Source organism: Bacillus sp. FSL K6-1218, assembly GCF_038006445.1.
GTDB classification, from domain to species: domain Bacteria; phylum Bacillota; class Bacilli; order Bacillales; family Bacillaceae_G; genus Bacillus_A; species Bacillus_A thuringiensis_S.
Map to the genome: position 1 here is coordinate 2,885,666 of NZ_JBBOVE010000001.1, position 26,508 is coordinate 2,912,173.

The following is a 26,508-nucleotide window of genomic DNA, read 5'->3' on the forward strand; positions in this document are numbered from 1 at the left end:
TTTGTCAGCTTTTTAGAAATGGCACTTCAAATTCAATAATTGATTCCCCATTCTCTCCAATTCGCTCCACGCTTATTCTATCAATCACACAATTTAACTTCCCATGAAAACTAGGAATCTCCTTCACTACTTCAGCAGCTAACTCGGCACTTTCTTTTCTTCCGACTGTTACATGCGGGATGTACGGAATGTCTTCTTTCAAAAATTGTAATAAAGGTCCTTTATATAGAATATTATGTAGTTCCTCTATTTGTTCTTTCCCCTTTTCAACTCGTAAAAACAAATATTCTCTTTCACTTGTAATTTGATTCATAAATTCAATTTCTATATTCTGTATCGGTTTTGATACATTTAAAATATGTAATTTCAGCTCATCGTTTGAAATCGAACTTTCAAATGGGAATACAATTGTAATATGCGGTGGAATTAATCCAAATAAAGGATCATGTTTTTGCCTAATGTCCTCGATTTCGCTAATGAACATGTTGTTTAGAAAAAATAAAATTGTACGCATTTTGATACTTCCCACTTTCTCGCGTAGTTTTTATATTTATCATATTGAATAGTAACTTGCACTTCAACAAATTATTTCGCTTACACATAAAAACAAAAACTTCTCAAATGAGAAGTTTTCATATAGCATGATTCTTATTTTCCCGCCAAACTTTCCTAAACTTTATATAACAAGCAATTCTCCAAGGAATAATATACGCGACAGCAACAATGTAAAATAATAAACCAATCATTTGCTGATCTAAATCAACGATAAATTGTCTTGAACCATATCTTAAAACAACAAGTCCAATAAAAGTAATTAAAAAAGCAGCACTTTTTTTCGTATAAATATTGCCATCATCTCTCCGTTCATAATTTGTTAGTGCTATAAGTGGTACAGAGAAAAGAATCCCAATAAATGCTGCTATAACCACTTGTAATATAGCTGGATGTACGGGACCTAAAAACCATACAATACCTGGTGTTAAAAATAGTAATGGCCATAAAATACGTTTTCCCGATCCCTTTATTGGCTTATGCATGGAGCGATAACGACGCCAAAATATTAGTAGTGCAATGCATAAAAAGACGGTTATTAGTGAGGACGTGTCTCCCATATATTTTCCTTCTCCCTAAAAGCATAATCTATCACTATTTTAAACTGTTCGTTCAAATGATACTTTACGAATAAATATACTACTAGTTATGATATAAAGAATTGTTAATCCAATTGAAATAACAATAAAATAAGGGATATCTATTAAAGATACATCATTTGTAAATAACAATCCTTTTATCCCTACTTCTCCATACAGCACACTATTTGTTGAAAGGAAAAGCGACCCACCAATCATGAGACCAATCCATTGAAATCTTTGCTTAAAAATTACTACTACTTGAAAGAAACATGCTATCGTAACATAAAATAAAAATTGTAAAATAAACTGTTGTATTAATTGCTCTCCAAAGTTAACATCTACTAAGTTATATTTTATATCTTGTAAAAACAGTATTTGAAGGAATGAAAACAATGCGGATTGCAACAAGATATAACAAATCGCTCCGATAAAATATTGTATTCTCGTTATACCAAATGAAACTGCTAAACGAAATAAATCATCTTGAACAATGAAAACACTCCCTACTATAAAAATCATAATTGCAATTGAAGGATTATTGATAATTTCAGGTAAATAACCAACTTTCGCTTCATTTAAATGAGCAGCATATAAAGCTCCTTTTATTAATAAAGCTACAATCCAAAATATTAAAATTGCTTTATAGTGAAAATTTATATGTAACCTCAATTGTTTCATTAACATCGTCATTCCACTTCACCACCAGTCATGTGAATAAATAGTTTTTGTAATGTAATTCTATCAATTACTAAACCTTCTTTTTCAAGAGAGTAATAATCTTCATTAGAAAGCTCTTCCCATATAACAGCAATACCTTTATTCCCATAAATTTCTTTATTTATAACTTTTTTATTAATCAAGAACTCCTCCACTTTACCTTTTTGCCCTAAAAGAATATGACCTTGTTGCAATAAATCTTCCACTGTTGATTGAACAACAAGTGCACCTTCTTTTATGATAATTACTTCTTCAATAACATGGGTTACTTCTTCTACCAGATGTGTTGATAATATAATTGTTCTGGGATACTCCCCGTAATCTTCTAGTAGTAAACTATAAAATAACTCACGATGTGCTGCGTCTAATCCTGTAGTTGGTTCATCAAAAATAGTAATTGTCGCTCTGCTTGCTAACCCTTTAATAATTCCTACAACTGTTTGCATGCCATGAGATAGTTTATGGTATTTCTCTGTTATATTAAGCTGAAATTTACCCGCCAGTTCTTCAGCAAACTTCTGATCCCAATTTTTATAAAACATGTTACATATCTTAAAAATTTCTTTTACTCTATAACTTAAATGAGACTCTTCTTTTACTCTAACGAAACAAATATTTTGCATCGCTTTACTATTTTCAAAAACATCTTCACCAAATATTGATACACTTCCACTACTTGAAATAATTTGTCCTGCTAGTAAATTTAATAAAGTCGTTTTCCCTGCTCCGTTCCTTCCAAGCAAACCATATATTTTATTCTCTTCCAATGAAATCGTTACTTCATTTACAGCTATTTTCTTTTTATATTTTTTCGTTACATCTTTCGTTTCAAGTGCAATCATCCCTCTTTCCCCTCCTTCGTAATCTTTTGAATCATATCCATCAATTCATCTTTTGATATTTCTAGTACTTTCGCTTCTGCCCACACTTTAGGTAAATATTCAGTCATAAAAGTATTTTGTCTTTTTTTAAGTACAACTTCTTTTGCTCCTTTTGCAACAAACATCCCGATCCCTCTCTTTTTATATAAAATCCCCTCATCAACTAATACATTCACCCCTTTAGCTGCGGTAGCCGGATTTATTTGTAACATCTTCGCAAATTGATTTGTCGATGGAACTTGTTCTTCTTCAAGCAATATGTCTTTTAAAATATCAGATTCAATCGTTTCTGCAATTTGTATGTATATTAATTTATTTTGTTCTAGAGTCGGCTTCACATTTTCACCACCTTAGGTTCATAGGTTCATAGGTTCATTACTTATGTAATTAACCATATCACATAGAATTATTTTTTTCCATAAATTTCTTTTACAAAAAAAGAGAGTCATTCAATTAAGAATGACTCTCTTTCTAAAAATTCGAAGTTTCAACTCTTGTTCTCAAATTCTTTTCATTTATACCATTTTGACAAAAATTAAACTGTTGTCCCTCAATACATTTTATACGATCTACTACTTGCCCTAAATGATAGCTTGTATGCTCAACTAAATGTAATAGACTTTGAAGATCAATATGCCTTTTTACTTCCCAGACCTGTATATATGCTTTGCCCCACTCATCAAATATTTCTTCAACAGTTTTTAACAAAGCTTCAGAGCTTATTTGTTTCACTGGAAAATATTCTTCAATTCCATTTTCAAAAACTATATTTGGATCCTTATAACGCCTTGTATTTCTCTGTAAATGTTCACAAATATGTAGTACGATTCCACCAATTGAATTAACAGAGGTCTCTTGTTTCCACAAATCTTCTTCACTAACGAGCCTAATTGCCTGTACTAATTTAGGTAAATAATGATCCTGCATTCTATGATAAGAAATTTTGTATATTAACTCCATCTTCTCCCCTCCATTATTTCAACTGGCTCACAGGATATTTAGCAAATAAAGATTTCCGAAAATCTTTATCTTCCACAAGCATTTTAATTTTTTCTTCATTGCCGTTAAAGAACTTTATAACTTTATTTTTATCCCATATATCATTTTCTTTTGGAAAATCATCGAATTCCCTATGCAAAATTGATAACATTTCTTCCCTCGTTATCTTAAAGTTTTTATTTTCTATTTGAAACTCATAAGCTTTTGCGTTTGGTACTAAAATTACTAGATAGGTAGCATTAAAGAGAAAATTCTTCTTCATCGTATCTTTCTCATCAAACCAATACGTCTCAATCATTTCTTCTGTAAGAGCCCCACTCTCTTTTGCACCATAGTTCACTTTTATATTTTCATTTTCTAAACTTATACTTTGAACTGTTCCACCACCGGGTAAATGATTAATAATTGCAACCACATCTGAATTATTACCAACGTATGTCCCAGTATATTTCTTAAAATCATCTGACCTAACATCATATATATCTTTTATTCTTTCTCCGTTAGAACAAGCCGCAATGAATAAAAAAATTGTTAGCATAACGATCATGTTATGATGCATATATTTCATTTAGCATCCCCCATTTTTATCGATATTTCGTTAATTACAATATTTACTTCCAAATCCCTTTTTAAATATACGCATTTTAATCAAAATTAAAAATTTTCATTTTTTATGTTTACAATTATCCATTAATTGTATATACTTACTAACGTAAGAAAAAAATTCTAAAAGGAGGTCGAAGGAAATGATGAAATTACAATTACATGCATTAACTTTAGCGTTAACTACACCTGTGTTTTCTGGACAATTAAATATGAATTCGACCACCCTAATGGAGAATTGAAAATCGTACTTTATTTGATTTAATTCATAAATTCGCCACAGGAGGTCGTATACTTTCCTGTGGCTTTTTCACGCCCAGCCATAGGAGAACTGTATCTTCCTGTGGTTTTTTTGCGCGATTTTTTAGTCTCTTACATTATTTTTCTAAGAAAGGAGCAACATTCAATGACTATTAGCGTATTGTTTTTAAGTATTACGATTCAAAGAAATACAATTTCCAAAGATGAAATTCTTCATAATGAGCAAATTGAAAAAGCTATGAATGATGTTAAGGAGCGCCAAGCACTTTATTGTGATCACATGTAATTCCTTTTCGAAAGGAGGAATTCATTTATGACTTTTCATATTTTCTTTTTTACGACTGTACTTCAAAAAAATACTTTATCTGAAACTGAAATTAATCGTAAACAACAGTTAAAACAACTGACTGATAAAATAATTGACATTAAAAGTTCATACTACACTCAAATGTATTAAAAATATATTTTAAAGGGGTAATATATTCATGAAATTTAAAGCATTCTTTTTAACCATCACCATTCAAAAACGTAAACTTTTACAGAAAGAGATTTTACGTGAGCAACACATTCAAAATATTATGGGCGAAGTAAAAGAGCGCCAATCTTCTTATTACACTCTTTTTTTCTAAATCACTTATAAAGGGGTAATTATCTAATGAAATTTAAAGTATTCTTTTTAACCATCACCATTCAAAAAAATAAATTTTCTGAGTCTGAAATGCTTCATGAACGACAAATTAATCAGGCTATGGATCATGTAAAAGAAAGACAAAGTCATTACTGTAGTCACCTGTAATTTCTTATTACACTCGTTTTTTCTAAATCACTTATAAAGGGGCAATTATCTAATGAAATTTAAAGTATTCTTTTTAACCATTACCATTCAAAAAAATAAATTTTCTGAGTCTGAAATGTTTCATGAACGACAAATTAATCAGGCTATGGATTCTGTAAAAGAAAGACAAAGTCATTACTGTAGTCATCTGTAATTCCAATTCGAAAGGAGGAATTCACATATGAAGTTTCACCTTTTCTTTTTAACGATTACGATTCAAAAAGAAACAATATCTCAAAATGAATTAAAACAAGAAAGACAATATAAACAAGTTATTGATGAAATTCGAGATCGTAGAAGCAAATACTACACTCACCTTTAATCGTTTAACTATATAGAATTGAAAGGAGTCGATTATGATGTTGATAGCACGCTGTAAGGAATTGATTTGGATAGTTCAGAGGGATTCCACATAGTTTTATAGAGCTTATATCACACAAGTTTATCACTGAATTTGATGTATAAAAAATATATAATAAAATCAAATCAACCCACTTTTAATTATTTATTTATAAACAAAAGATACACCACTTAAAAAGCGGTGTATCTTTCTCAGGTTTTACTATTTACGATTACTTCTCTTTGTCTTAAACAATCTCACTAAGTTCGAAACAACAGTTTTTGTTACTGCATAAACTGGTACTGCTAAAATCATTCCGATGATTCCAGCAAAGTTACCTACCCCTAAAATTAGGATAATAATTGTTAATGGGTGAATGTTTAATTTCGAGCTCATAATACGTGGTGAAATAATATTACTTTCAAACTGTTGTACAATTGTTACGATAATAATTACGTATAAGGCTTGCATCGGAGATACGAACAGTCCTACAATAACAGCTGGTGCTGCCCCAATAAATGGACCTAAGTTAGGAATGATGTTTGTAAATGCTGCAATAATTCCTAAAACGAAAGCGTACGGTAAATCGATAATTAAATAACCGATAAAAGTAAACGCACCTACAAATATACAAACGAGCGCTTGTCCTTGAATATATGCAGATAATGTTTCGTTCGTTTCCTTAATGATACGAAGCCCCTCTTCACGGTAAGACTCTGGTAATAAACTTACCGCTTTTCCTGGAAAGGCATGTCCATCTTTAAACATGTAAAATAAAATGAACGGTACAGTAAATACAACTAATGCAACGTTCGTGATAATACCAAATAAAGCCGTTGCACTCGACGTAATTGTATTTGGTATATCTTTTAAGTATTCAATTGCATTTTTTTCAATTGTTTCAATGGAAACGTAGTTTTGTGTAGATAACCATTCAAACAACCTATGATGTGATAATTCTTGTATGTATACTTTTCCCTCTTTTATGTAGCCTGGCATATTTTTTACTAAGTCCATTAGCTGTTGTGATATAGTAGGAACAACTACTCCAACGCCAACGGCAGTTAATGTTATGATAAAAAGATATAACAGTAATATCGCTAAATTTCTAGGTACTTTTTTATTCTCCAAAAAGATTAATACAGGATTAAATATGAAGTATAAAAAAAGCGCGATTAAGATTGGGAAAAATAATGTTGATATGAAGATACCAATCGGTTGAAATAAAAATGATATTTTTGTGCAAATAAATATGATTCCTACAACCATTAGCACTTCTAATGTCCAAAAGTGCACTTTCGATTTCAAAAAAATGGCCTCCTTTAAACTAGCACTTCTCTTCATTGTACCAAAATAAACATGAATTTCACATAATATTTTCCTTTACAATATTCCAAAATACCAATAAATACACTACAATGAGATTATATACAAATTTGCGGGTAAAGGTGATAAAAATGACACAATGCATCATTTGCAGAAAAGATACGAAAGAACTTAGTGAACAATATGTCATTCCAGAAATATTATGTGGATATTATTTCACAAACTCAATTTGTGATACTTGTCATGAACAAATGACAACAAATATTGATCGTCCTTTAATTAGGCATAAATTGAGTCAGTTTAAGATTGAACAAATGAAAAGACAAATTGATTCCCCACTCTATACGAATGAGCACGGTGAAGAACTTGCGGCTGCTGAGACTGATGTTGTCGAAGTAAGCGACGAAATTCTTTATTCTAATGCATTAATTATGAAACTATGTAAAAAGCACGATATTTCCTTACATAATGAAATTTGGAAAGAAGAACGTGTAACGAAAGTAGCGAGTTCTATTCAACGTGAATTGCTATTAGATAACCGTAAATATAAAATGAGTATATTAAAAATGGCTTATACATTCGCTGTACAAGCAGTTGATGGCTACTTTGAAGATCAAGATGCGATTGATATTTCTACCATTCTCTCAAATGCAGATTTCGTGGAACTAAAAGAAAAAAGCATTGTACGTGATTTAAGCAAAAGTTCTTTATGGAATACGCTAAATACAAGTAGTGAAAATCATTACTTTATTTTACTTAGCGATAAAGATGGGCTGTTCTGTTTCATTCGTCTATTTGATATTTTTGATGTTGTTGTTCATTTATCAGAAAAAAGATTCGACCTTCCATCACCAATTGTCGGTGTAAATAATGTGAATACACAGAAATTTTATATCCAAAGTTTAAAGCAGTATATGGATGGGCTGTTTAAAGAAAAAGCACCTACTATACAATAGAAATCAGAACATACGGTCTCCTTTCTTGATGAAAAGACACTGTGTTATAATGAGTATGAAAAGAACAATACAATCACATAAACCAATTATAAATTGTATATAAATAAAAAAGACTAGTGTGCGGCTACACACTAGTCCACGTAACTTAGCAGATTGGATTGTTCATTTATCCTATTTGTTTCTTACAAACAAAACAACCCACATTCTATAGGCATAGGTGGGTTGTTATTTTTTGAGCTTGTCTATTAAAACGACGACGAACGTTAACAATGCAACGAGAAACAGTCCACCTTGCAGTAGCAACGCTATTTCACTCACGTATTATCACCCCCCTCCTACTCGGAGAAGTGATAATTGAACAACCAACCGCACCTTAAGTTACCCTTTAATTTTACCATATTTTCTAATAATTTACGATGAAAACCCGCAAGCGAATAACTTGCGGGTTTTTTCTCACTATTTTTTTAATGCATATGCATCAGCAATCATTTCACCAACAATTTTATTTTCTTTTTTCTTCTCGTCTTTCAATAATGGAAATAACAATTCTGCCACTTCATACGCTTCTTCTAAATGCGGATATCCTGATAAAACAAACGTATCAATTCCTAACGATTCATATTCTTTTATCCTTTCTGCTACTGTATGCGGATCGCCTACAAGTGCAGTACCTGCCCCACCTCTTACAAGTCCGATTCCGGCCCATAAATTAGGGCTTATCTCTAATGATTTCCTTGTTCCTTTATTTAAATGTGTCATTCGTTTTTGTCCAACTGAATCATATCTTGCAAATGTTTTTTGAGCAAGCTCAATTGTTTCGTTATCTACATATTGAATTAAACGTTCTGCCTCTTCCCATGCTTCTTCTTCTGTTTCTCTTACAATTACGTGTAATCTAATGCCAAATCGCAGCTTACGTCCCTTCTCTTCTGCAAGTTTTCTTACTTCTTCTATTTTCTCTTTCACTTGCTCTGGTGGCTCTCCCCACGTTAAATATACATCACTATGTTCAGCTGCTACTTCTTTTCCAGCAGCTGATGATCCTCCGAAATATATAGGAGGATATGGCGTTTGAACTGGTGGGAATACCACTTTACTATCTGTAACTTTAATATGTTTTCCTTCTAAAGAGATCGTTTCACCTTGCAATGTCGATTTCCAAACTTTTAAAAATTCATCCGCTGCTTCATATCTTTCATCATGATCAAGATATAATCCATCTCCTTGTAGTTCAACTGGATCTCCTCCAGCTACTACATTAATAAGCAGTCTCCCATCTGAAATTCTATCAAATGTAGATGCCATCCTCGCTGCAACTGTAGGGGACATTAGTCCTGGTCTCACTGCTACTAAAAATTTTAGTTTTTCTGTTTCAGCAGCAAGAGCTGAAGCTAACACCCAAGGGTCTTCACACCCTTGACCAGTTGGAAGTAAAACACCCGTATATCCTAAATAATCAGCTGCCGCAGCAACTTGCTTATAATAACCATATTCAGCTGCTCTTCCTCGTTTTGTCGTTCCTAAATATCGACCATCTCCATAAGCCGGAATAAACCATAATAATTCCATACCTTTACACACCCCTTATTTATTTTGAAACGTATACTAACACATTCTATATAAATTACCCCTAATAATTTATATGTTAATTCCCAGTCTCACCTTTAAAATTATCTCGCCATCTTAAAAACTTCACTTCTAGTAAACGTACAAGAGAGTCAGAAAACTTCCCAACAAATGCAAAGATAATTATGCCGACAAATACGATATCTGTATTTGAAAATTGCCTTGCATCCATAATCATATAGCCAATACCTTCTGTAGACCCCATAAGTTCTGCTACTACTAAACTCACCCATGCAACACCTAACGATAACCTTGCTCCTAGTAAAAGGTTAGGCAATGCGGCTGGTAAAATTAGTTTCGTGATTAATTTTCTTTTACTAAACTCTAACACTCTCGCAACATCAAATAACTTTGAATCCACACCTCTAATACCTAAAAATGCGTTTACGTATAAAGGAAAAAATGCACCATCTGCAATTAATAGCACTTTCGATGTTTCTCCAAAACCGAACCATAATACGAAAAGCGGCGCAACAGCTAAATGAGGTACAGTTCTTAACATTTGCACAGATGGATCTAAATATTGCTCACTTCTCGTTGAAAATCCAACAATCGTTCCTAAAATGATTCCTAAGCCCCCACCAATAAAGAAACCAGCCGCAGCCCTGAATACACTAATACTTAAATGGCCGAATAACTCTCCTGTTTTAATAAGCTCTTGGAAAGCTAGAAAAATATCTAATGGTGTTGGTAAAACTGTTTTAGAAACAAGACCGAATACGCCAGCCAACTGCCAAATTATTAATATAATAACCGGTATAGTAATCGCCCTTACTAAAACCTTTACATTTAACTTTCGCACCTTCTTGACGCTGTTTTTCTCAATCGTTATACTCGCTGGTTTAATAACAGCTTTCGTATTTTCCACTTTACAAAACCTCTTTTCACTTCGCTTTCAATGCTTTTTCTACGAAAGAATTATCTACAACTTTTTCCGTCTTAATTTCTTTCTTTATAGAACCGAGCTTATATTGAAAATCCGCTGTCTTTTGTTGTTCTGCTATTATTTCCTTCGTTACCGGAACTAAAATTGGTTTGTCGTGATTAAACACTTCTTTTACGATCTCCGCATCTATCTTTTTTACAGAAGTATATACTTTTATTGCTTCATCTAAGTTAGCATCTTGCCATACACGTGCTTTCTCATAAACTTTGAGGAATTTCTCAACTAATTCTGGATGTTCTTTCGCAAATTTTGTTCTCGTAATTAAAAATTCTGGTGAAGAGGCATTTAATGTTTCACCGTCTGCAATCACCTTCGCACCTTTATTTAACGTATGTAATGATATGAAAGGGTCCCAAATCGCCCATGCATCTACTGATCCTGATTCGAATGCAGGCTGCGCTTCATCTGGTTGTAATTGAATGACATTTACATCTTTTGAATCAATCCCTTCTTTATCAAGTGCTCGATACAATAAATTAAAAGCACTACTTCCTTTTGCTACTGCAATTTTTTTACCTTTTAACTCTTTTACACTCGCAATCTTGCTATCTTTTTGAACAAGAATTCCAGTTCCTTTTCTCGCATAACTTGTATTGGCGATTTCGGTAAATCCAATACCTGCTGCTTGCGCTGAAATGACTGGAGAATTCCCTACTTCACCAAAGTCTAATCGGTTTGATGCGATTGCTTCAAAATAAGGAGGTCCACTTTGGAACTCTGTCCATTTCACTTTAACTCCTTCTTTTTTTAACTCCTCTTCAAACCACCCCTTTTTCTTTGCTAGTAATAGCGGGCTTAATCCTTGTTGTATACCAATTTGTATTGTTACATCTTCTTTCTTACTACTTGCTGTACTTTTTTCACATCCTAATAAACATACTGATATAGCTAAAGCAAAAGAAAGAACTTTAAATTTTTTATACATATAAAATCACCCTTTTCCTATATACTTGTTTGAATCAATCCTCCATATTCAAACTGCTGTAATACTTTCGTTCGAAGTTGTTGGAACGATTGAGAAGTTTTATTTCGCGGATAAGGCAAATTATTTTCAATTACTTTATGTATTTTTCCAAGCTTTGCACTCATAATGATGATTCGGTTTGAAAGATATATCGCTTCGTCTATATCATGTGTAACGAATATCATTGTTGTTTTCTTCTGCTCCCAAATATTTAGCAATACTTCTTGCAAATGACTTCGAGTAAAAGCATCTAGCGCTCCAAAAGGTTCATCAAGTAATAATACATTTGGATCTCTTAATAACGCTCTCGCTATCGCAACACGTTGTGACATCCCGCCTGAAATTTCTTTCGGATACGATTTTTCAAAGCCATCTAACCGAACGATTTCAACCCATTCTCTCACCTTATCTTTCACATACTTATCTTTTAACGACAAATCTGCCGCTATATTTTCTTCAACTGTTAACCATGGAAAAAGCCTATGTTCTTGAAAAATAAAACCTTGTTTCTTACTCGGTTTTAAGATAGACTCCCCGTCAATAACAACTTCACCTTCAAAATCATTATCTAGACCTGCAACAATTTTTAGTAATGTACTTTTTCCACACCCACTCGGACCAATTACTGTAACAAAATCCCCTTTCTCTAATTGAAAATTAATATTCTCTAATACTTGAACAGTACCAGTTTGTTTCAAAAAATATTTTGATACCCCATCAATTGAAACAGTCATTTCTTCCCCCTCCTTAAAATGATTCATATAAATGAACAGATTCAGTATTTGTGCAATAAAAAAACCAAAGGCATTTTATCAACAGATAAAATGCCTTTGGTTTCTCCAATCAGCAATACGTTATGGAATTAAGTACATATTATACAAATATTTCCGATAAGTCAACTAGGTTTTATCAAAACATACATATGATTCGTTTGAACATTTTTACTGTTGTTTATTTGAACGATATCATTTACTTACTATTTCTTCTGATCTTTAATCCACTGTAACCAATAAGAAAACTCACATGCTAAATGCATTTGATGGGATTTAATTAGGCTATTAGGACAAAGGGCTGGGAACTCAACAACTAGACTTACTTCTATCCCTGTATCAGTATCTTTAAATTGATGTCGAACTCCACCAATAGTAGTACCATCTTTCATACGTGCAACACCTGTTGATTGGTATTGATAAGATTTATCTCTCGGTGTTTTTAATCCGGTTTCGTCACCAAAAACAATGAAAAATTGAACTGGAAACGGAGAATTACCAGTAGTTTCGATAACCTCTAATTCATTTTCCCCAAAGGGTCTTAGTACATAGTGATCAGGACAAGCAGATAAATTCACTTTGTTATTTTCACGTGATTGTTCAAGCATCAAACTATCAATTCCATGTATAGCTACTTCTGCTGTAATCCCATCTAAATAAATACTAGTTTTTGAAAATTTTCGTCTATCACCAGATAAAAGAGTACAGATACGCATACCTATTGCACTTAATCTAAGTTTTGATTTCAACTTTTCGTACACTTCATTGTATGTATATCGCAACTTTATTTCCGTTAGCTGTTTTATCATGACGTCTATATCATTTATTTCAGGCTCTTTATGTCCTAATGTATATAATACTTTTTTTATCCGTTCTCTTTTCCATTTTATAAGTTGCTCTTGTGAGATATTATTTCCATCGATAATAATTTTCATAAACTTTCTCCTTCCTTTTGATTGTATCGTAGTGTAGTTAATACTAAATTAACCATTTCATGTTTTGTATCTAGATTCAACTTTACTTCTGAATGAGCAATACTGCTAAGACCGTATAGAATAAACCCAGAAGCTAATAACGAGTTATCAGTATAAAAAAAACCTATGTTTACTCCCTCTTCAATTACTTGTCTAATTAACGGTTGCATACGTGCGAATAATTTCTGTTCCAGTTGAAAATGTTGTTCCGTTTGAAACGAACTCACATTTTTATAGGGTGCTAACTTTTCAATAAATGTCCAAAATATATCTAGTGAATCTTTCATCTTTTGCATGACAGACCGTTCATTTGAAATAAGTATTTCTTCAATTAACTCCATATTTTTCACAATAAAGTCATTTAAAACTTCATCAACAAAATCCTCCTTAGACTTGAAGTAATAATAAAATAAACCCGTTGCTACACCTGCATGATTCACAACATCTTTTATGCTAAATCCTTTTATACCATTTTTCATATATAGTTCAAAACCAATATCCATTAACTCTTGCCGTCTTATATCTGGTTCTTTTGATATTCTTTTCATAGGTCATCTCCTATTTTTTTCTTGCGACTGAATCTGATTCAGTCAATCTTATTTCATAAATTTAAAATCAATTTAATAACTAAGCAACGAAATTTCTACAAAAAAAGTAATCTCAAGAAATATGCTACTAACCTTAGATTTATCAAAAAAGTTAGATCATATAACTTGAGACTACTCATTTCCATTCAAAATATTTATGTAATTAAATTTTAGTTCTTCTGCACCCTGGCTGTCTCCAAAACTATTTGTGGAAGCTCTTTTTGAATGATTTCTTTCAGTCCATAAAGAGCTTCCTTCACATAACCACCTTCGAAATTTCCTAATGGTTCTGGTAATTCATCCTCATCTAATATGAAGTATTCTCCATTTGGAAGTACCATAATATCGATGATTAAATCTTCGAAGGAAACCACTTCGTCTTTTATTTGTGTGTTTTTTACGATATTAAAATAGGAACCTAAATAATTTCCTTTTATATCTCTCCAAACGTATAAATTGTACGAACGATCTTTCCAGTAATATGCGATTGTATAACTCCCTTTTGGGATTGTTAACTTAGTATCTTTTGCAGTCATTGTAAATGAATACTGCACCTCGTGAAATAAAACGATACTTTGTGATTGCTTTTCAAGTAATAAGCAATTGTGATCTACTATCGTTGAGTTATACCGGATTTTTCTTTCTATAATTTCAATTTTCGATGTAAGTAACTTATTCATTATTTTGTTTCCCCTTACGCTAGTTCTATCCTCAATTATATCTGTTTATGTAGTGATAAAGAAGTATATAGTTTTTTATATAATGATTTATACAAGTACACAATAAAAAATCCTTCTTATTTAGAAAGAGTTTTTCACTATCCATGTTTCATATTTTTTCACTTCTAACGGAAGCTCATTTGTTTTTATGTAACTAACAGCACTATTACTCATGTTTTAACTTTTCCTTAACCGCATCATAAAATTTTCGCTCTTCATCAACATTTAAGTGAACACGACTTACTGTTTTAGAAAAGCCATATAACAACTGTGCTTTCACTGGCTCTTTTAATGTTATTTCAAAAGTAGCAGGTTCTTTTATGAACTCCATAACAGTTGCATCCAATACCTGTTTCCCTTCTTTTGCCGATAGCAATTCACCCTTGTAGAACGCAATATTATCAATTTGTGTAAATGGTATAACAATTTTCTTTCCTAATCCAATTTGAATGATTACTTGTTCTTCTGTTACGACAAGTGGATTTTTACGCATTGCTTGTATTTCAGCTAAAAAATAAAACATTGCATATACGTTTAAAATAAGTAACACCCATGCTACAACCGGATTCCATTGATGAAACAAATAATGAAAACCGATACTTTCTATTAAGGTCGCATGGATGATCATGATATATACACCTATTGCACCAGTCTTTTTGTGATATGAGTATACGGATTCACCTTCTGGTACTTTTTCACGCCACGATAAAAATGCATAATAGATTAACTTACACTCCGTTACAATGATATCTATTAATTTATTTCTTTTCATAGTAGCTTCAAATGCTGCATCAATCGCATAAGAAAAGGAATAATTTTCTCTTCTATATTCTTTATATCTTTTTATTATTTTAGGAAGCACTCTAACAATTTTATAGAGAAGGAATAATTCTAGACCTACAAATACAATTTCACCCGCAACAATAATATAAGAAACGTATGAAAAATCTTGTAAATAGTCACTTGGAATAATAAATCTTGCAAAAATATAACCAGCTATTACAACAGGAACTATATACGTTAACGAGTATCTTTTTCGAATAATGAAGAAATACGTGATGATCGGAATGACAAACATGCAATCTAATAATGACCCAAGCACAACTTCTTTCGGCGCAGCTGGTACTATTGGAAGAGCATACAATAAATAGTTTGATAGCATAATTAAAGAGACGAGTCCAATCCAAATACCTTTTCGCCTTCGCGATAGTGTAATATTCATACGTTTACTCCCTTATTTAAAAACCTCATTTAAATGGTCTTTATAAAATGAAATGGCACGTTCAAATTCTTTTACTTCCTCTACTTTCACGACAGTTTCAAGTAATAATTTCATCGCTGATTCGTGATCGTTTACGTTATATTTTGCTAATGATAAAAATACTTTCATCGGAGCGTTCTCTGGGAATTTTTTCACCCCAGCTTCTAATACTGTAATTGCCTTTTCATATTCCCCTATACAACGATATGTACTTCCTAAACCAATATAAGCACTGCAAAGCGATTCGCCATCAAGTCCATTTGCGATTGCCTGCTCATAATACGGAACTGCTTCTGTTTCTAGCCCCATTACATCATGTATCCACGCACACTGATACAGTACTTCTGCATCCTTTGTAAAGTTTGTTAATCCTATAAGTATCTCTTTAGACTGCGCATATTTCTTTTCGTTTCTAAGTTTAATAGCTTGCTTTAATAAATGTTCCATAGAATCCACTCCTCACCAATTATTCTGTGTATAGCTCTTGATTGGTATACGCTTCACATTCGTGTAAAAGTAAAATTCCCACCAATTAAAGTTTCGCTTACTTATTACTATGCGGATTCATTCTTATCTAAAAACTTAATTTTAAAAAGCAGTGACACGATTACATAATATCTCTAAGCTTTTGACAATTTCTTTCGCTGTTTCATCTTTCCCATTACACAACTTCCCTTTACCATCCTGTCCAATTACATAATGTACGGCTCCGCGCGAATATAAAGAATGTGGTGAATTCGCAATCATTACATTCGCCCTTGCTTCTTTCATTCTATTTTTTGCTCTTTCAAACAGTTCTTCTTCACTTAAATCACTTTCAAGTTTAAAACCAACAAGTACTGTTTCTGGGTCCCATTCTTTTATTTGTTTTAATACTTTTGGAGCCTTTTGAAAATGAATAATCGGTGCTATATCACTTGAAATTTTTCCGTTCATATTAAGAACATTACCATCTTGATCACAAATCTTCTCCACAATCCAATCTGATCCAGCCGCTGCCATAATGACTGCATCAACCTTTTCATGTTTGATGATACTTTTCATTTTATCTTGTAAATCAACGATTCCTTCAAACGGATGTAATTCTAACCCTCTATGTACATCACTCGGTTTCTCCGCAAAATAACCGTGTAAATATATAACATGTGCCCCTTTAGCTAGAAGTTCTTCTGCGATTATCCTTCCGATTGTACCTTTGGCCATATTCGTATGCCCGCGTACTTGATCCCATTTTTCTAGACAACCACCGCTCGTAATTAATACCTTTTTCCCCTTCATTGTAACCATCCCTTACTAATTTTTCTTACGAAACCATTCTGTTCCAAAGTCAACTATATCACGCTGTTTCATTAGACGACACGTTGCATTCCCTATCTTCCCGTTGTTTACAGTTCCTTTTCGCTCAAACTCCACACCAATTTCTACAAACTTCTCAGATTCGTAATCCATTTCAATAAACTCTTTCCACACTCTTTCACCATTTTCTATAATAGGTGCTCCTACTTGTATTAACTCACATGCACCAGTGCGCACCTCGGATAAATGAACAGACGTATTGGAATCGTATCCAACACCAATTAATAATACGTAACCGTCTAAATCGTATATTTTTCTTAATGGAGATTCTTCTCCAAAGCTCATTGATAACGTATGGTTCATTGTTATTTCTACTGCATGTTTTCCCCATGCAGCAAAACTTCCTAACGGATGATTACTACGTACTACATTCGGATATGTACGAAAACATTCAACTATTTCACCCATTCCCCTTGTTGGGGTTATACGTGGATCAAATGCTGGGACGTTATCTCGGATAATTTGCCACCAGTCTTCCGGTACAGGCGGTCTGGACCAATGCTTCGGATCGGATAAATCCGAAGATTGTGTTGGCATTATTATCGTTCCCTCTTCCGTAACAACTTTCATTAATGCTTCTACTACGGCAACCGCACCACCAGATATCCACCCGATAGAACTTAATGATGAATGAACGATAATTATCATTCCTTTTTCAATTCCTAATGCTTTTAAATCTTTTGTTATAGTTTCGATTGTATTTGGAAATTGTGTACTTGCTACTATTTCATTCATTTTCATATTGGTTCCCCCACTAGCTACGTAAATTTAAACTTTTATATAAATATATTATCATATTTTTCTTAATTTTTAACTTAATCATATTCATTACTACAAAAATATGTATATTGGTGTACTGAAGCCTCAAAACTCTATTAAAATCGTAGATAATGATGAGCGAGAGTTTTTTGAAATGAAGAAAAATGTAAATCCTATTTTTTCAAACTATACTCCATATGCATATTTTTATACTATTTTTCCAAATAACAATGAAATCTTTCGATTCCCGTATATTTTTCTCCTAAATTTTTAACTTGAAAACCAATTCTTTTATAAAATTCTACCGCCCCATCGTCTGTCTCTGCTTCTATATAAGTCAATTGATATATTCTTACAACCTCTTTAATCATTTGCAGTGCAATTCCTTTTTGACGATAATCTGGAGCCACTGCTATATGACATACTCGTGCTTTAGTTGCTCCGATTACTTCAATACCTATACAAGCTTTTTCTTCATATTTGTACAAAGTCCCTTTATTACTTTGATAAAGTAATACTGCTTTCTTTAAGCTTATTTCTTTTGGACCGACGGCATATTGTAGAACATTTAATATTGAATCTTTTTCAAGTTGTTCAACACGTTGTAAATTCATACTTTCATCCCTTTCTACGAAAAAATACTAGCTCTTAATAAAAAGAGCTAGTCTCATTACGCCGTTATTTTTTCTTCTTTTTTTACAACGACAGCCACATAACTATGAAGTATCATCCCAATAATAACGAGACTCATACCAACCCAAGATAATGATGACGGAATTGGTGCAGATAACCAGATCAGCTCTCCTACTAGCGCAAATAAAACTTCACCAGACTGCGTCGCTTCCACTGTTGCTAGTTTTTGCGGATCATCTTTCACAAGATCTGTTGCAAAGAAAAATAATACTGTCGCGATTAACCCAGAACTAACTGCTACAATAAAACATTGAAAAACTTGGCTACTTGACGGTAATCCGCCTGTTGATACTTCGTAACCAGATAATAAAAACCAAAATGGTAAACTTGCTAATGTCATACCGAGTACTCGCTGAAATACATCTAATTCCCCTTTACAAACTTGCATCATTTTTCTATTTCCAAGAGGATACGCAAATGCTGCAATAAGTACAGGAACTACGCATAAAACGGTTTCACGAATACCTAATGAAGAAGCATGTTCTACTTGCATGAGAACAACACCGAATAAAATAATGCCCGACATAACTAATTCCTTCATCGGAAGTTTTTTATGTAGTGGATCCACCGCAAAAAATGGTGTTAACAAAATCCCTGCAACAATTGTAATTTGCCATGTTGATGCAACGAGCCAACCTGGTCCGAACGCTCCAGCAAAACTGAGCGGTGCATAAAAGAGACCAAATCCAACGATACTCCATACTAACCATTCTTTCGGATTGTTTTTCATATATTGAAAGAGTTGCTTTAAGTTCCCTCTATACATAACAATAAGTAATAGCATTGGAACCATAAAATAATACCGTAATGATGCACTCCAAATCCAGCTTCCACCTTCTAAGTCCATTGCCCGGTTTAAAACAAAGGTAAAGGCAAAGAAAAATGATGCCAGTATCCCTATAACAATTGCTTTCATTGTAAAACCCCTTGTTTAGTTTCTTCCTAATACTATACAACAAAATAAATATAATTAAAATTCACAATCTTTAACTTGTATGTAATCTAGCTCTATATAATTTCCTCAATCGACTTATATGAGCTTGATGATACCGATTATGATCTGCTATATGCCATATTCCCCATCTTATAGTCGCATTTTCCCCTTTTTCATACAAAACTTTCCGCGTTAAATCAGTTTCTGTTAGTTTCATACATTCTTCATAAAACAATTTTTGCACTGCTTCATAATCTTGCATTAACTCTTGCAACGTGTATTTTCTTAAACTCGGTATTTCTCCTACTTCATTCAACATAGGCCCATATTTATTTTCAAATGTTGTTGGAACATCTTCTCCCTTGAAACGATACACCCAATGTAAATCGACAACTGCTAAATGCTGAAGTAACTGCCCAATACTATTTTCATTATTTTCAGACCCTTTATAGGATAGTTCGTTCTCTTCAGTACCTTCTACTAGCCTTTGCAATCTATTAAACGTATCAGCAACCGTCGCATACAAAATCGCTACTTGAGGGTCCATATTTCTTTCTAAATAGAGATCTTTCATACAAAACTTCCTCTCTTAAAAGAACAACACCATATGTTCATCATCACTATACAAACCATTCATTTTTATAGCCCTTTTTTCAATTCCGTACGTTTTAAATCCCATTGATTCATATAAGCGTTTTGCTGGTTCGTTCGTTGACACAACCCCTAAATTCAATTGCTCTAGCTTCATCTCTTTTGCCCTTTCAATTGCTTTACGTATTAAATCACGTGCAAGACCACTTCTTCGATTTTCAGTATCTACATACATTGCAACGATATGTCCTTTATGCTTATATGCGTCTTTTTCTTCTGTTAATAAAGTAACAACCCCAACTAAACGATTTTCATTATTAAAAGCACCAAATGTAAAACTACTGTTGGATGAAAGATTACTAGCAACTCGTTCAAGAGGGTTTTCTTGACGTATTGCTTCTTCATAAGTCGTTACAAATGCTTCTGGATTTACTTGTAGTGCTTGTAAACGTAACTCCCAATATTGTTTTGCATCCGCTTTTGTAAGTAATCGAATCATTTTATCTTCCCCTTTTTAATTTACATAAAATTTTTATAGGTTATTATTTTTTTGATTCATACTCTTCTTTTAATATACTGTAACGATAGCGATGAATGAACTTCCCCTGTCTCAATCGATCATTTCTCATTAACCCTTCGCATACAAATCCGGCATTTTCATAACTCTTTTTAGCTTGTGTATTATCTTCATCTACACGTAACCAAATTTTCTCCAATTCAAACTGGGAAAAACCTATTTGTAACATGCTGTTTAGAGCTGCCATTCCAAATCCTTTACCCCAATAGTCTTTATTTCCAATCGCAATTCCTAGTTCTGCATTTTTATTTGTTTTATCAAAATTTTTAAGGTCTACCCATCCAATATGTATACCTTTCTCAGTAACGATCGCCCTTTGTTCATAACCATTTTTTCGGCTTATACAAGCTTCAATCCAGATTCTCGTATCTCCACGAGTGAACGGAGGATATTGGTTTGGTACGACTAAATGCTTTGTTACATCTCTATCTAACGACCATTGATAGCGATCTTCTACATCATCTAGTGTCAATTCTCTTAATTGAACATATGGTACATTCATTTTTCTCTCCCGTTTTATAAAAATGATCAAAAGCCGCTACAAATTTGTTTGCATATTGCTCATCATATCTTCTTAGCACTCTAATAAACCATTTTGAACTCCCGAGCCACCTACCATTTACTCTTAATACATATTCATGTACTAAATCCGCTAATAAATTAGCGATAAACAATTCTTCTTCTCTTTTTGTTGCACCAATAAAGTCATCTAAAGTATCCGTAATAAAATATCGTTTCTTCGGTCCATTTAGCTGGTCCTTTATGTAGTAAATCATTCGCTTCTTTTTTTAATTTCTCAACAATTTCCTTTTCCCCTTTTAATGCAACCCCTTCTGAAACTAATTGTGGTAACGACGGTCTCCCTCGATCACAATCCATTTTGAAAAAGGTTTTATATGTTGCAAAATTATGAACAAACACCTCAACAGGCCATCCATTACTATAGAAAGATTCTCTATAACAAGAAGTTAAACTTTGGTCAACTATTACAATATCAAGGTCAGATGTTTTCGTCGCTTCTCCTCGTGCAACGCTTCCACCGAGTAAAGCTACATCACAATTCGGAAATTGTGATGTAATTATGCTTTGTGCTGCTTCAATTGGTTTCATAGCCGTTCCTCTTTTCTTATTTCACTTTCTTTTTTTCAGCTCTTTCTCTCGCTTTTTTTATATAGCTTTCTGCATCTGGTGTTTTACATGATGTTGCACCGTGATCAACCTCTACTTTTCCAATTTCACGTGCAATTTCAATTGCTTGTCGCTCTAAGTCTTCATTACGAATTCCTATTGCGATTAAAGCACTATTCATCGCTTCTTTTTTTCTATTTTTTTCATTATGTATATTTTCTTTAATCTCTTCTAAGTATGGAGAGAAGAAACCATCATGTAACGCTTTATTTTTAATCGATATATTTGCTAACAAAGACCAGCCAGCTCTTCCAATCCATTCATCATTAGACTTTGTCCACTCTTCCATTCTTTCTATTGCAATTGGCGAAGTACATATAGATGTCATAAAAACATCCATTAAACAGTAATAATCAACATCCTGAACCCAACTATTAAGCTGTTCTGTTGTTAAATTCTTCGGGTCTAAAATATAAGTTGCTAATGTCATTGCGTCCATATTTTTCGTTTCCCACAATTCAACTGCTAAATCGGTATCTTTTTTTATTTTCTTTTTTAACAATTTTAAATTTGCAAAACTAACTCCGAATAGTGGCTCTTTCGCTCCGTGGTTTTTATACGTTTTACGATTTTGTTCTGTTCCATATTCCTCTAGTTGCTGCATTACTTCCTCAAGTAACATATACCCACCTCTTTATCTTTTATGTTGACTGTATATATGTATGTACGATATATTCTACATTACTTTTCGGTTTTCCTATATTTATTTTTAAAATACGGTATGTGAAATTTCTAAAGATTGCACAGCTACACCATCAAAAAACTGTACATGTTAAACATAGAGTTTTTTGATGGTATCAATTTTGCGTAGAATAAGATATAAACTACGAAAGAACTTTTAATGGTCCTCTCAATCACCTATTTTTTCAACTAAATTTTTTACATCTGACCACTCTTCTATTGACCCTGCATCCGGAAAAACTGTAACTACATTAAAATTCGCACCTTTTTCTTTCCCAATTTGTTTAGCTGCTAATAAATTCGCTGCCGCAGAAGTTCCTATTTTTATACCAGTATCTTTATAAAAACGTGCCATTTCATACAGGGTATCTTCATATGAATAAGTCCATTGTTTTTCTATCAAATTTTCTTCCTGTTCTATGAAATGTTGTTTCCTTCCTAAGCCGAACCCACCGGATCCAGCATATTTCTTTAAATCATTTGGTGGTTGTTCCGAGCCATAGGGCAATTCAGCAGGCATTACTAAATGTAGTTCAACATTTTTTGTATAATTCTTTATTGCTGTATAGACTCCCATTAGAGTTCCACCAGTACCAGCAGATGCTACCCATGCATGTATTGGTTTTCCAATCATTTGTGCAATAATTTCTCGCCCTGTACCTTCAATATGACTTACTATATTTGCATTATTATAGTGTTGGAATAAAAAGTATAATTCTGGCTTTTGTTTGCTAATCTCTATTGCCTTCTCAATTACAGCGTAAAACCCCTTACATTTATCAACTAAGATTACGTTAGCACCATAATATTCGAGTTTATTTAATAGAGATTGACCAATTGCAGAACTTAACACTAACGTGCATTCAATCCCTAAATAATTACAAATAAACCCAATTGACCTCGCTAAGCTTCCACCACTATACTCTAAAATATTTTGTATTTTGTCCGCTTCTTGTAAATATTTATTAATCATTGCAAGTGCTGCCCTATCCTTAATCGATCCTGTAGGATTGTGCCATTCACATCTAGCATAGATAGAAAGGTTCTTCGTTTCTTCGCATTTTAATTTCATGAGAGGTGTATTTCCAACATGTTTAGAAAACTCTTCAAAATGGTTTACTATCATACTTTTATACCTCCTTCATAAATTATGTTTATTACATTTGTTCTTAGCAAAAATACTTTCTACATTTTAATAACTCTCTCAATAAGATTTTCTTATATAAAAATCCCTACAAACACTGCAGGGATTTATGTCTAAATCATTTTGTTACACTCTATTTCATATGAAAATAGTTTCCTTATTCAGCTGCATTCATAAGCACAATTCTCCAACCATCTGGATCCTCTATTGTGGTTCCTTTCTCTATCCAATACGGGTTTTCTGGTTCCACCTCATGATAGCCCATATTACTTAATCGATTCACTATCTTTTCAATTTCATCTTTATTAGGCATATAAAAAACTAGTAAATTATCTTTTGTCGGTGCCGGACATGGACTTCCATTAACATGTGTAGTAAACTCCAAATGATACTCTTCATCTGGTAATCCAAACATAACCCCGTCATATCCTTCGTGATTGTGAAATTCCCCTATACGTTTTAGTCCTAATCCTGTTTCATAAAAACTTATCACTTCTTCAAATTTATCTGTTGGTCTTGCAATTCTAAATTGAACCCAATTCTTCATGCAAATCTCCTCCTTTTCATTTTCCAAAGCTTTATAGTAATTAATATAGGTTACATATATTCCCTTTAACATCCCTCATTAGTGTGAGCTTCCTAAGTTGAAAGACCTATTAGTTAATAAACAATAGGACTTTCGTATAAAATTCATATAAAATTAGTTATATAAATGTAGAGATAAAATACAAGCTATTACGTATGAAATAGTTCTCCTTGCAGGGCCTTTATATACCGATCAGCAGATCTTTGTACAGCTTTATTCGCATCTTCCACCACACCATGAAATGCATTATATAGTCGACTAAATTGGATATCTTTTACTTTCTCTGCCATATCTCTAACTTTATTCGCTGGTAATGGAATGAGATTGGGATAACTATACATAAAACTTACCCATTTTCGATCCGAAACTACTTGTATAATATCACCTGATAACAAAATACCTTTCCCTTCATTACCATCTTTCCAATGTATAACAGTCCCGCCCTTAAAATGGCCTCCTAAGCGGTGCAATATAAGTTCTTCCGATAATATCAGATGCTCCCCAGACCAAAATTTAATTTGCTTACTCGGACGAACCACCCACTCTTTATCATCTTCATGAATATAAATAGGTACATTGAATGTTTCCGCCCATTTAACTTGTGTAGAGTAATAATGTGGATGAGAAAGTGCTATTGCTTGAATACCACCTAAATCATATATACGTTGTATCGTTTTATCATCTAAATAACTAATGCAATCCCACATAACATTTAGAGTTTTACTTTGTATTAAAAATGCTGTTTGTCCAATCGCAAATTTAGGTTTAGTAGTAATGCTATACAAACCGCTTTCTTCTTTTATTATTTCGTTTTTGTATAAATTGCTATTTTGCATTGTTTCTAATGTTGTCCATGACTGCCCAATTGGATTAACATATTGTCTTTCCTCATTACAAATTTTACAACGAGAAGGTGCTTCTTCATTTTCGAGATACTGTACTCCACATGTAGTGCAAATATAATTATTCATATTCCCACTCCTTTTTTTATGTAATTGTTTCTTTACGAATATTTTAATAAAAAACAAAAATATTCGAATCAATAATTGGAATGAAAATGAAGTGATACGAAAGTATAATTTGATGATTGAAAGTTTAAATAATAAAGTTTAATTTCATCCTATTTTTCAAAACTGCAATTGATATAAAATCTTGCATACTTTTGAGTAAACTTTTTTACACTTGTAAAAAAGTTTTTTTGCATTTCCCTACCTATAATTGCTAATATAGTAGAGTAGAACTTTTATAGAGAGAAGGAAAATTATGCACAATGGAATTCGAATGACAACTTTGGTAAAAAGGGCTATGTTGGTTTGTGCGGGGGTATTATTTACATACGAAGCCGCTTTAGGATCAGTACATACTGCTTTAGCTAGTACAGAGGATGAAGCAAAATCTGTTCAACTTGTAAGTGAGATTCAAACATCTCTTGCTCCGAAAGAAGCTCCAAAGCATTATAACGGACAAGTTAGAAAAGTCGCTTACTTAACATTTGATGACGGTCCCGGAAAATACACAGCTGAGCTTTTAGATATGTTAAAGAAAGAAAATGCAAAAGCAACATTCTTCCTAATTGGTTCAAACGTAAAAGCTTTCCCTGATCTTGTAAAACGCGAAGATGCTGAAGGCCACTACGTTGGGATGCACAGTATGACTCATAACTACAAGAAACTTTACACTGAAGGTCATTATGTAGATGAAATGAAGGAAGATCAAGGCTTAATCGCTGGTGTTTTAGGTAAATCACCAGTATTAACTCGCCCATCTTACGGATCAATGCCAGGATTAAACGAAGCTCTTCGCAACAAAGTTGTAGAAAATGGCTTAAAGGTTTGGGATTGGACAATTGATTCTTTAGACTGGAAATATAACAAAATGCAAGTTGATGCTGCATCTGCTAAAATTGTAGAGAACGTACTACATGGTGCTACAAATCCAACAGAAGTTATCCTTATGCATGATATTCATCCACAATCGGTAAAAGCAGTACCTGGAATTATTAAAGGACTGAAAGAAAAAGGATATGAATTAGAAGCATATAATGAGAACGAACACTTCCCATTAAACTTCTGGCATGATAATCGTATGTAATAAAAAGACT

37 protein-coding genes and 1 pseudogene are annotated in these 26,508 nt (G+C 32.9%); 8 read left to right on the forward strand and 30 right to left on the reverse strand.

Annotated elements, in window-relative coordinates; all coding sequences use genetic code 11:
• Nucleotides 1–4 precede the first annotated feature (4 nt).
• The 7 genes from MHI26_RS14685 to MHI26_RS14715 form a co-directional block, all read right to left on the reverse strand.
• A complete protein-coding gene (locus MHI26_RS14685; protein WP_061666561.1) occupies nt 5–514 on the reverse strand; it encodes a 2'-5' RNA ligase family protein in 510 nt (169 codons plus the stop codon).
• 118 nt (nt 515–632) lie between these two features.
• Nucleotides 633–1,112, reverse strand: coding sequence for a CcdC family protein (locus tag MHI26_RS14690; RefSeq protein ID WP_061666560.1), 480 nt, complete (start codon nt 1,110–1,112; stop codon nt 633–635).
• Nucleotides 1,113–1,151: 39 nt separating this feature from the next.
• Nucleotides 1,152–1,823, reverse strand: a complete 672-nt coding sequence (locus tag MHI26_RS14695) for a DUF4052 domain-containing protein (protein ID WP_061666559.1) — start codon at nt 1,821–1,823, stop codon at nt 1,152–1,154.
• Nucleotides 1,820–2,692 (reverse strand): ATP-binding cassette domain-containing protein, encoded by an 873-nt coding sequence (locus MHI26_RS14700; protein WP_061666558.1) that lies wholly within the window; start codon nt 2,690–2,692, stop codon nt 1,820–1,822. The genes MHI26_RS14695 and MHI26_RS14700 overlap by 4 nt, the downstream gene beginning before the upstream one ends.
• Complete coding sequence (locus tag MHI26_RS14705; protein ID WP_061666557.1) at nt 2,689–3,069, reverse strand: GntR family transcriptional regulator; 381 nt, start codon at nt 3,067–3,069, stop codon at nt 2,689–2,691. The genes MHI26_RS14700 and MHI26_RS14705 overlap by 4 nt, the downstream gene beginning before the upstream one ends.
• A 133-nt stretch (nt 3,070–3,202) precedes the next feature.
• On the reverse strand, nt 3,203–3,691 hold the full coding sequence (locus tag MHI26_RS14710; protein WP_061666556.1) for a DinB family protein: 489 nt from the start codon (nt 3,689–3,691) through the stop codon (nt 3,203–3,205).
• A gap of 13 nt (nt 3,692–3,704) precedes the next feature.
• A complete protein-coding gene (locus MHI26_RS14715; RefSeq protein WP_061666554.1) occupies nt 3,705–4,298 on the reverse strand; it encodes a DUF4825 domain-containing protein in 594 nt (197 codons plus the stop codon).
• Nucleotides 4,299–4,739: 441 nt separating this feature from the next.
• Between MHI26_RS14715 and MHI26_RS14720 the strand changes: the two genes are divergently transcribed.
• The 6 genes from MHI26_RS14720 to MHI26_RS14745 are packed head-to-tail and all read left to right on the forward strand — an operon-like array spanning nt 4,740 to nt 5,751.
• Complete coding sequence (locus MHI26_RS14720) at nt 4,740–4,880, forward strand: YrzI family small protein (RefSeq protein WP_000156194.1); 141 nt, start codon at nt 4,740–4,742, stop codon at nt 4,878–4,880.
• A gap of 27 nt (nt 4,881–4,907) precedes the next feature.
• Nucleotides 4,908–5,051, forward strand: a complete 144-nt coding sequence (locus tag MHI26_RS14725; RefSeq protein WP_000142728.1) for a YrzI family small protein — start codon at nt 4,908–4,910, stop codon at nt 5,049–5,051.
• 28 nt (nt 5,052–5,079) lie between these two features.
• Complete coding sequence (locus tag MHI26_RS14730) at nt 5,080–5,223, forward strand: YrzI family small protein (RefSeq protein WP_061666552.1); 144 nt, start codon at nt 5,080–5,082, stop codon at nt 5,221–5,223.
• Nucleotides 5,224–5,249: 26 nt separating this feature from the next.
• The gene (locus tag MHI26_RS14735) at nt 5,250–5,390 is read left to right on the forward strand and encodes a YrzI family small protein (RefSeq protein ID WP_000669804.1); all 141 of its coding nucleotides are present in this window, start codon (nt 5,250–5,252) and stop codon (nt 5,388–5,390) included.
• Nucleotides 5,391–5,442: 52 nt separating this feature from the next.
• The gene (locus MHI26_RS14740; RefSeq protein ID WP_000669803.1) at nt 5,443–5,583 is read left to right on the forward strand and encodes a YrzI family small protein; all 141 of its coding nucleotides are present in this window, start codon (nt 5,443–5,445) and stop codon (nt 5,581–5,583) included.
• A 27-nt stretch (nt 5,584–5,610) separates the two neighbouring features.
• Entirely contained in the window at nt 5,611–5,751 is a 141-nt protein-coding gene (locus MHI26_RS14745) for a YrzI family small protein (protein ID WP_000668497.1), read from the forward strand.
• Nucleotides 5,752–5,991: 240 nt separating this feature from the next.
• On the opposite strand, the gene MHI26_RS14750 is transcribed toward MHI26_RS14745, so the two are convergent.
• Nucleotides 5,992–7,077 (reverse strand): AI-2E family transporter, encoded by a 1,086-nt coding sequence (locus MHI26_RS14750; protein ID WP_000837892.1) that lies wholly within the window; start codon nt 7,075–7,077, stop codon nt 5,992–5,994.
• A 149-nt stretch (nt 7,078–7,226) separates the two neighbouring features.
• Between MHI26_RS14750 and MHI26_RS14755 the strand changes: the two genes are divergently transcribed.
• Nucleotides 7,227–8,051 carry an HNH endonuclease gene (locus tag MHI26_RS14755; RefSeq protein WP_000189708.1) on the forward strand — a complete coding sequence of 275 codons (825 nt, stop codon included), beginning with the start codon at nt 7,227–7,229 and terminating at the stop codon, nt 8,049–8,051.
• Between the two features lie 225 nt (nt 8,052–8,276).
• Here MHI26_RS14755 and MHI26_RS14760 read toward each other — a convergent pair whose 3' ends face one another.
• From MHI26_RS14760 to MHI26_RS14865, 22 genes and pseudogenes are all read right to left on the reverse strand, one after another.
• Entirely contained in the window at nt 8,277–8,369 is a 93-nt protein-coding gene (locus MHI26_RS14760; protein ID WP_001289320.1) for a putative holin-like toxin, read from the reverse strand.
• Nucleotides 8,370–8,507: 138 nt separating this feature from the next.
• A complete protein-coding gene (gene ssuD, locus MHI26_RS14765) occupies nt 8,508–9,620 on the reverse strand; it encodes an FMNH2-dependent alkanesulfonate monooxygenase (RefSeq protein WP_000422244.1) in 1,113 nt (370 codons plus the stop codon).
• 76 nt (nt 9,621–9,696) lie between these two features.
• On the reverse strand, nt 9,697–10,545 hold the full coding sequence (locus MHI26_RS14770) for an ABC transporter permease (protein WP_000432109.1): 849 nt from the start codon (nt 10,543–10,545) through the stop codon (nt 9,697–9,699).
• Nucleotides 10,546–10,561: 16 nt separating this feature from the next.
• Nucleotides 10,562–11,548, reverse strand: coding sequence for an aliphatic sulfonate ABC transporter substrate-binding protein (locus MHI26_RS14775; RefSeq protein ID WP_061666549.1), 987 nt, complete (start codon nt 11,546–11,548; stop codon nt 10,562–10,564).
• A gap of 17 nt (nt 11,549–11,565) precedes the next feature.
• A complete protein-coding gene (locus MHI26_RS14780; protein WP_061666547.1) occupies nt 11,566–12,321 on the reverse strand; it encodes an ABC transporter ATP-binding protein in 756 nt (251 codons plus the stop codon).
• Nucleotides 12,322–12,563: 242 nt separating this feature from the next.
• Nucleotides 12,564–13,292, reverse strand: a complete 729-nt coding sequence (locus tag MHI26_RS14785; protein WP_061666544.1) for a hypothetical protein — start codon at nt 13,290–13,292, stop codon at nt 12,564–12,566.
• Nucleotides 13,289–13,879: a TetR/AcrR family transcriptional regulator gene (locus MHI26_RS14790; protein ID WP_061666541.1), complete on the reverse strand. Its 591-nt coding sequence runs from the start codon at nt 13,877–13,879 to the stop codon at nt 13,289–13,291. The genes MHI26_RS14785 and MHI26_RS14790 overlap by 4 nt, the downstream gene beginning before the upstream one ends.
• Before the next feature lie 209 nt (nt 13,880–14,088).
• Nucleotides 14,089–14,598: a DUF402 domain-containing protein gene (locus MHI26_RS14795; RefSeq protein WP_001037873.1), complete on the reverse strand. Its 510-nt coding sequence runs from the start codon at nt 14,596–14,598 to the stop codon at nt 14,089–14,091.
• 205 nt (nt 14,599–14,803) lie between these two features.
• Nucleotides 14,804–15,859, reverse strand: coding sequence for a hypothetical protein (locus MHI26_RS14800; protein ID WP_001027867.1), 1,056 nt, complete (start codon nt 15,857–15,859; stop codon nt 14,804–14,806).
• Nucleotides 15,860–15,871: 12 nt separating this feature from the next.
• On the reverse strand, nt 15,872–16,345 hold the full coding sequence (locus MHI26_RS14805) for a tetratricopeptide repeat protein (protein WP_061666539.1): 474 nt from the start codon (nt 16,343–16,345) through the stop codon (nt 15,872–15,874).
• Between the two features lie 141 nt (nt 16,346–16,486).
• Nucleotides 16,487–17,176, reverse strand: coding sequence for a phosphopantothenoylcysteine decarboxylase domain-containing protein (locus MHI26_RS14810; RefSeq protein ID WP_061666536.1), 690 nt, complete (start codon nt 17,174–17,176; stop codon nt 16,487–16,489).
• 15 nt (nt 17,177–17,191) lie between these two features.
• On the reverse strand, nt 17,192–17,989 hold the full coding sequence (locus tag MHI26_RS14815; RefSeq protein ID WP_140338010.1) for an aminoglycoside N(3)-acetyltransferase: 798 nt from the start codon (nt 17,987–17,989) through the stop codon (nt 17,192–17,194).
• Nucleotides 17,990–18,225: 236 nt separating this feature from the next.
• On the reverse strand, nt 18,226–18,627 hold the full coding sequence (locus MHI26_RS14820) for a GNAT family N-acetyltransferase (protein ID WP_001053327.1): 402 nt from the start codon (nt 18,625–18,627) through the stop codon (nt 18,226–18,228).
• Between the two features lie 56 nt (nt 18,628–18,683).
• Entirely contained in the window at nt 18,684–19,622 is a 939-nt protein-coding gene (locus MHI26_RS14825; RefSeq protein WP_061666533.1) for a DMT family transporter, read from the reverse strand.
• Nucleotides 19,623–19,692: 70 nt separating this feature from the next.
• Nucleotides 19,693–20,214 carry a DinB family protein gene (locus tag MHI26_RS14830; RefSeq protein ID WP_000654221.1) on the reverse strand — a complete coding sequence of 174 codons (522 nt, stop codon included), beginning with the start codon at nt 20,212–20,214 and terminating at the stop codon, nt 19,693–19,695.
• Between the two features lie 15 nt (nt 20,215–20,229).
• Nucleotides 20,230–20,730 carry a GNAT family N-acetyltransferase gene (locus MHI26_RS14835; protein WP_061666530.1) on the reverse strand — a complete coding sequence of 167 codons (501 nt, stop codon included), beginning with the start codon at nt 20,728–20,730 and terminating at the stop codon, nt 20,230–20,232.
• A 43-nt stretch (nt 20,731–20,773) separates the two neighbouring features.
• Nucleotides 20,774–21,310, reverse strand: coding sequence for a GNAT family N-acetyltransferase (locus MHI26_RS14840; RefSeq protein ID WP_061666527.1), 537 nt, complete (start codon nt 21,308–21,310; stop codon nt 20,774–20,776).
• Nucleotides 21,267–21,918, reverse strand: a pseudogene (locus MHI26_RS14845) (nucleotidyltransferase domain-containing protein). The gene MHI26_RS14840 and the pseudogene MHI26_RS14845 overlap by 44 nt, the downstream one beginning before the upstream one ends.
• A 16-nt stretch (nt 21,919–21,934) precedes the next feature.
• Complete coding sequence (locus MHI26_RS14850) at nt 21,935–22,618, reverse strand: DNA alkylation repair protein (protein WP_061666524.1); 684 nt, start codon at nt 22,616–22,618, stop codon at nt 21,935–21,937.
• Between the two features lie 228 nt (nt 22,619–22,846).
• Nucleotides 22,847–23,803, reverse strand: coding sequence for a PLP-dependent cysteine synthase family protein (locus MHI26_RS14855; RefSeq protein ID WP_061666521.1), 957 nt, complete (start codon nt 23,801–23,803; stop codon nt 22,847–22,849).
• Nucleotides 23,804–23,978: 175 nt separating this feature from the next.
• Complete coding sequence (locus MHI26_RS14860) at nt 23,979–24,368, reverse strand: VOC family protein (RefSeq protein WP_000800669.1); 390 nt, start codon at nt 24,366–24,368, stop codon at nt 23,979–23,981.
• A 188-nt stretch (nt 24,369–24,556) separates the two neighbouring features.
• Nucleotides 24,557–25,378, reverse strand: coding sequence for an MBL fold metallo-hydrolase (locus tag MHI26_RS14865; RefSeq protein ID WP_061666519.1), 822 nt, complete (start codon nt 25,376–25,378; stop codon nt 24,557–24,559).
• A gap of 292 nt (nt 25,379–25,670) precedes the next feature.
• On the opposite strand from MHI26_RS14865, the gene MHI26_RS14870 reads away from it, so the two are divergent.
• Nucleotides 25,671–26,498, forward strand: coding sequence for a peptidoglycan-N-acetylglucosamine deacetylase (locus tag MHI26_RS14870; protein ID WP_000551449.1), 828 nt, complete (start codon nt 25,671–25,673; stop codon nt 26,496–26,498).
• The last annotated feature ends 10 nt before the right edge of the window (nt 26,499–26,508 follow it).

What these genes read in the sequence shown, in the direction of transcription:
- MHI26_RS14685 (WP_061666561.1), bottom strand. Translation starts at nt 514, where the DNA reads ATGCGTACAATTTTATTTTTTCTAAACAACATGTTCATTAGCGAAATC.
- MHI26_RS14690 (WP_061666560.1), bottom strand. Translation starts at nt 1,112, where the DNA reads ATGGGAGACACGTCCTCACTAATAACCGTCTTTTTATGCATTGCACTA.
- MHI26_RS14695 (WP_061666559.1), bottom strand. Translation starts at nt 1,823, where the DNA reads ATGACGATGTTAATGAAACAATTGAGGTTACATATAAATTTTCACTAT.
- MHI26_RS14700 (WP_061666558.1), bottom strand. Translation starts at nt 2,692, where the DNA reads ATGATTGCACTTGAAACGAAAGATGTAACGAAAAAATATAAAAAGAAA.
- MHI26_RS14710 (WP_061666556.1), bottom strand. Translation starts at nt 3,691, where the DNA reads ATGGAGTTAATATACAAAATTTCTTATCATAGAATGCAGGATCATTAT.
- MHI26_RS14715 (WP_061666554.1), bottom strand. Translation starts at nt 4,298, where the DNA reads ATGAAATATATGCATCATAACATGATCGTTATGCTAACAATTTTTTTA.
- MHI26_RS14720 (WP_000156194.1), top strand. Translation starts at nt 4,740, where the DNA reads ATGACTATTAGCGTATTGTTTTTAAGTATTACGATTCAAAGAAATACA.
- MHI26_RS14725 (WP_000142728.1), top strand. Translation starts at nt 4,908, where the DNA reads ATGACTTTTCATATTTTCTTTTTTACGACTGTACTTCAAAAAAATACT.
- MHI26_RS14730 (WP_061666552.1), top strand. Translation starts at nt 5,080, where the DNA reads ATGAAATTTAAAGCATTCTTTTTAACCATCACCATTCAAAAACGTAAA.
- MHI26_RS14735 (WP_000669804.1), top strand. Translation starts at nt 5,250, where the DNA reads ATGAAATTTAAAGTATTCTTTTTAACCATCACCATTCAAAAAAATAAA.
- MHI26_RS14740 (WP_000669803.1), top strand. Translation starts at nt 5,443, where the DNA reads ATGAAATTTAAAGTATTCTTTTTAACCATTACCATTCAAAAAAATAAA.
- MHI26_RS14745 (WP_000668497.1), top strand. Translation starts at nt 5,611, where the DNA reads ATGAAGTTTCACCTTTTCTTTTTAACGATTACGATTCAAAAAGAAACA.
- MHI26_RS14755 (WP_000189708.1), top strand. Translation starts at nt 7,227, where the DNA reads ATGACACAATGCATCATTTGCAGAAAAGATACGAAAGAACTTAGTGAA.
- ssuD (WP_000422244.1), bottom strand. Translation starts at nt 9,620, where the DNA reads ATGGAATTATTATGGTTTATTCCGGCTTATGGAGATGGTCGATATTTA.
- MHI26_RS14775 (WP_061666549.1), bottom strand. Translation starts at nt 11,548, where the DNA reads ATGTATAAAAAATTTAAAGTTCTTTCTTTTGCTTTAGCTATATCAGTA.
- MHI26_RS14780 (WP_061666547.1), bottom strand. Translation starts at nt 12,321, where the DNA reads ATGACTGTTTCAATTGATGGGGTATCAAAATATTTTTTGAAACAAACT.
- MHI26_RS14785 (WP_061666544.1), bottom strand. Translation starts at nt 13,292, where the DNA reads ATGAAAATTATTATCGATGGAAATAATATCTCACAAGAGCAACTTATA.
- MHI26_RS14790 (WP_061666541.1), bottom strand. Translation starts at nt 13,879, where the DNA reads ATGAAAAGAATATCAAAAGAACCAGATATAAGACGGCAAGAGTTAATG.
- MHI26_RS14795 (WP_001037873.1), bottom strand. Translation starts at nt 14,598, where the DNA reads ATGAATAAGTTACTTACATCGAAAATTGAAATTATAGAAAGAAAAATC.
- MHI26_RS14800 (WP_001027867.1), bottom strand. Translation starts at nt 15,859, where the DNA reads ATGAATATTACACTATCGCGAAGGCGAAAAGGTATTTGGATTGGACTC.
- MHI26_RS14805 (WP_061666539.1), bottom strand. Translation starts at nt 16,345, where the DNA reads ATGGAACATTTATTAAAGCAAGCTATTAAACTTAGAAACGAAAAGAAA.
- MHI26_RS14810 (WP_061666536.1), bottom strand. Translation starts at nt 17,176, where the DNA reads ATGAAGGGGAAAAAGGTATTAATTACGAGCGGTGGTTGTCTAGAAAAA.
- MHI26_RS14815 (WP_140338010.1), bottom strand. Translation starts at nt 17,989, where the DNA reads ATGAATGAAATAGTAGCAAGTACACAATTTCCAAATACAATCGAAACT.
- MHI26_RS14820 (WP_001053327.1), bottom strand. Translation starts at nt 18,627, where the DNA reads ATGAATTTACAACGTGTTGAACAACTTGAAAAAGATTCAATATTAAAT.
- MHI26_RS14825 (WP_061666533.1), bottom strand. Translation starts at nt 19,622, where the DNA reads ATGAAAGCAATTGTTATAGGGATACTGGCATCATTTTTCTTTGCCTTT.
- MHI26_RS14830 (WP_000654221.1), bottom strand. Translation starts at nt 20,214, where the DNA reads ATGAAAGATCTCTATTTAGAAAGAAATATGGACCCTCAAGTAGCGATT.
- MHI26_RS14835 (WP_061666530.1), bottom strand. Translation starts at nt 20,730, where the DNA reads ATGATTCGATTACTTACAAAAGCGGATGCAAAACAATATTGGGAGTTA.
- MHI26_RS14840 (WP_061666527.1), bottom strand. Translation starts at nt 21,310, where the DNA reads ATGAATGTACCATATGTTCAATTAAGAGAATTGACACTAGATGATGTA.
- MHI26_RS14850 (WP_061666524.1), bottom strand. Translation starts at nt 22,618, where the DNA reads ATGTTACTTGAGGAAGTAATGCAGCAACTAGAGGAATATGGAACAGAA.
- MHI26_RS14855 (WP_061666521.1), bottom strand. Translation starts at nt 23,803, where the DNA reads ATGATAGTAAACCATTTTGAAGAGTTTTCTAAACATGTTGGAAATACA.
- MHI26_RS14860 (WP_000800669.1), bottom strand. Translation starts at nt 24,368, where the DNA reads ATGAAGAATTGGGTTCAATTTAGAATTGCAAGACCAACAGATAAATTT.
- MHI26_RS14865 (WP_061666519.1), bottom strand. Translation starts at nt 25,378, where the DNA reads ATGAATAATTATATTTGCACTACATGTGGAGTACAGTATCTCGAAAAT.
- MHI26_RS14870 (WP_000551449.1), top strand. Translation starts at nt 25,671, where the DNA reads ATGCACAATGGAATTCGAATGACAACTTTGGTAAAAAGGGCTATGTTG.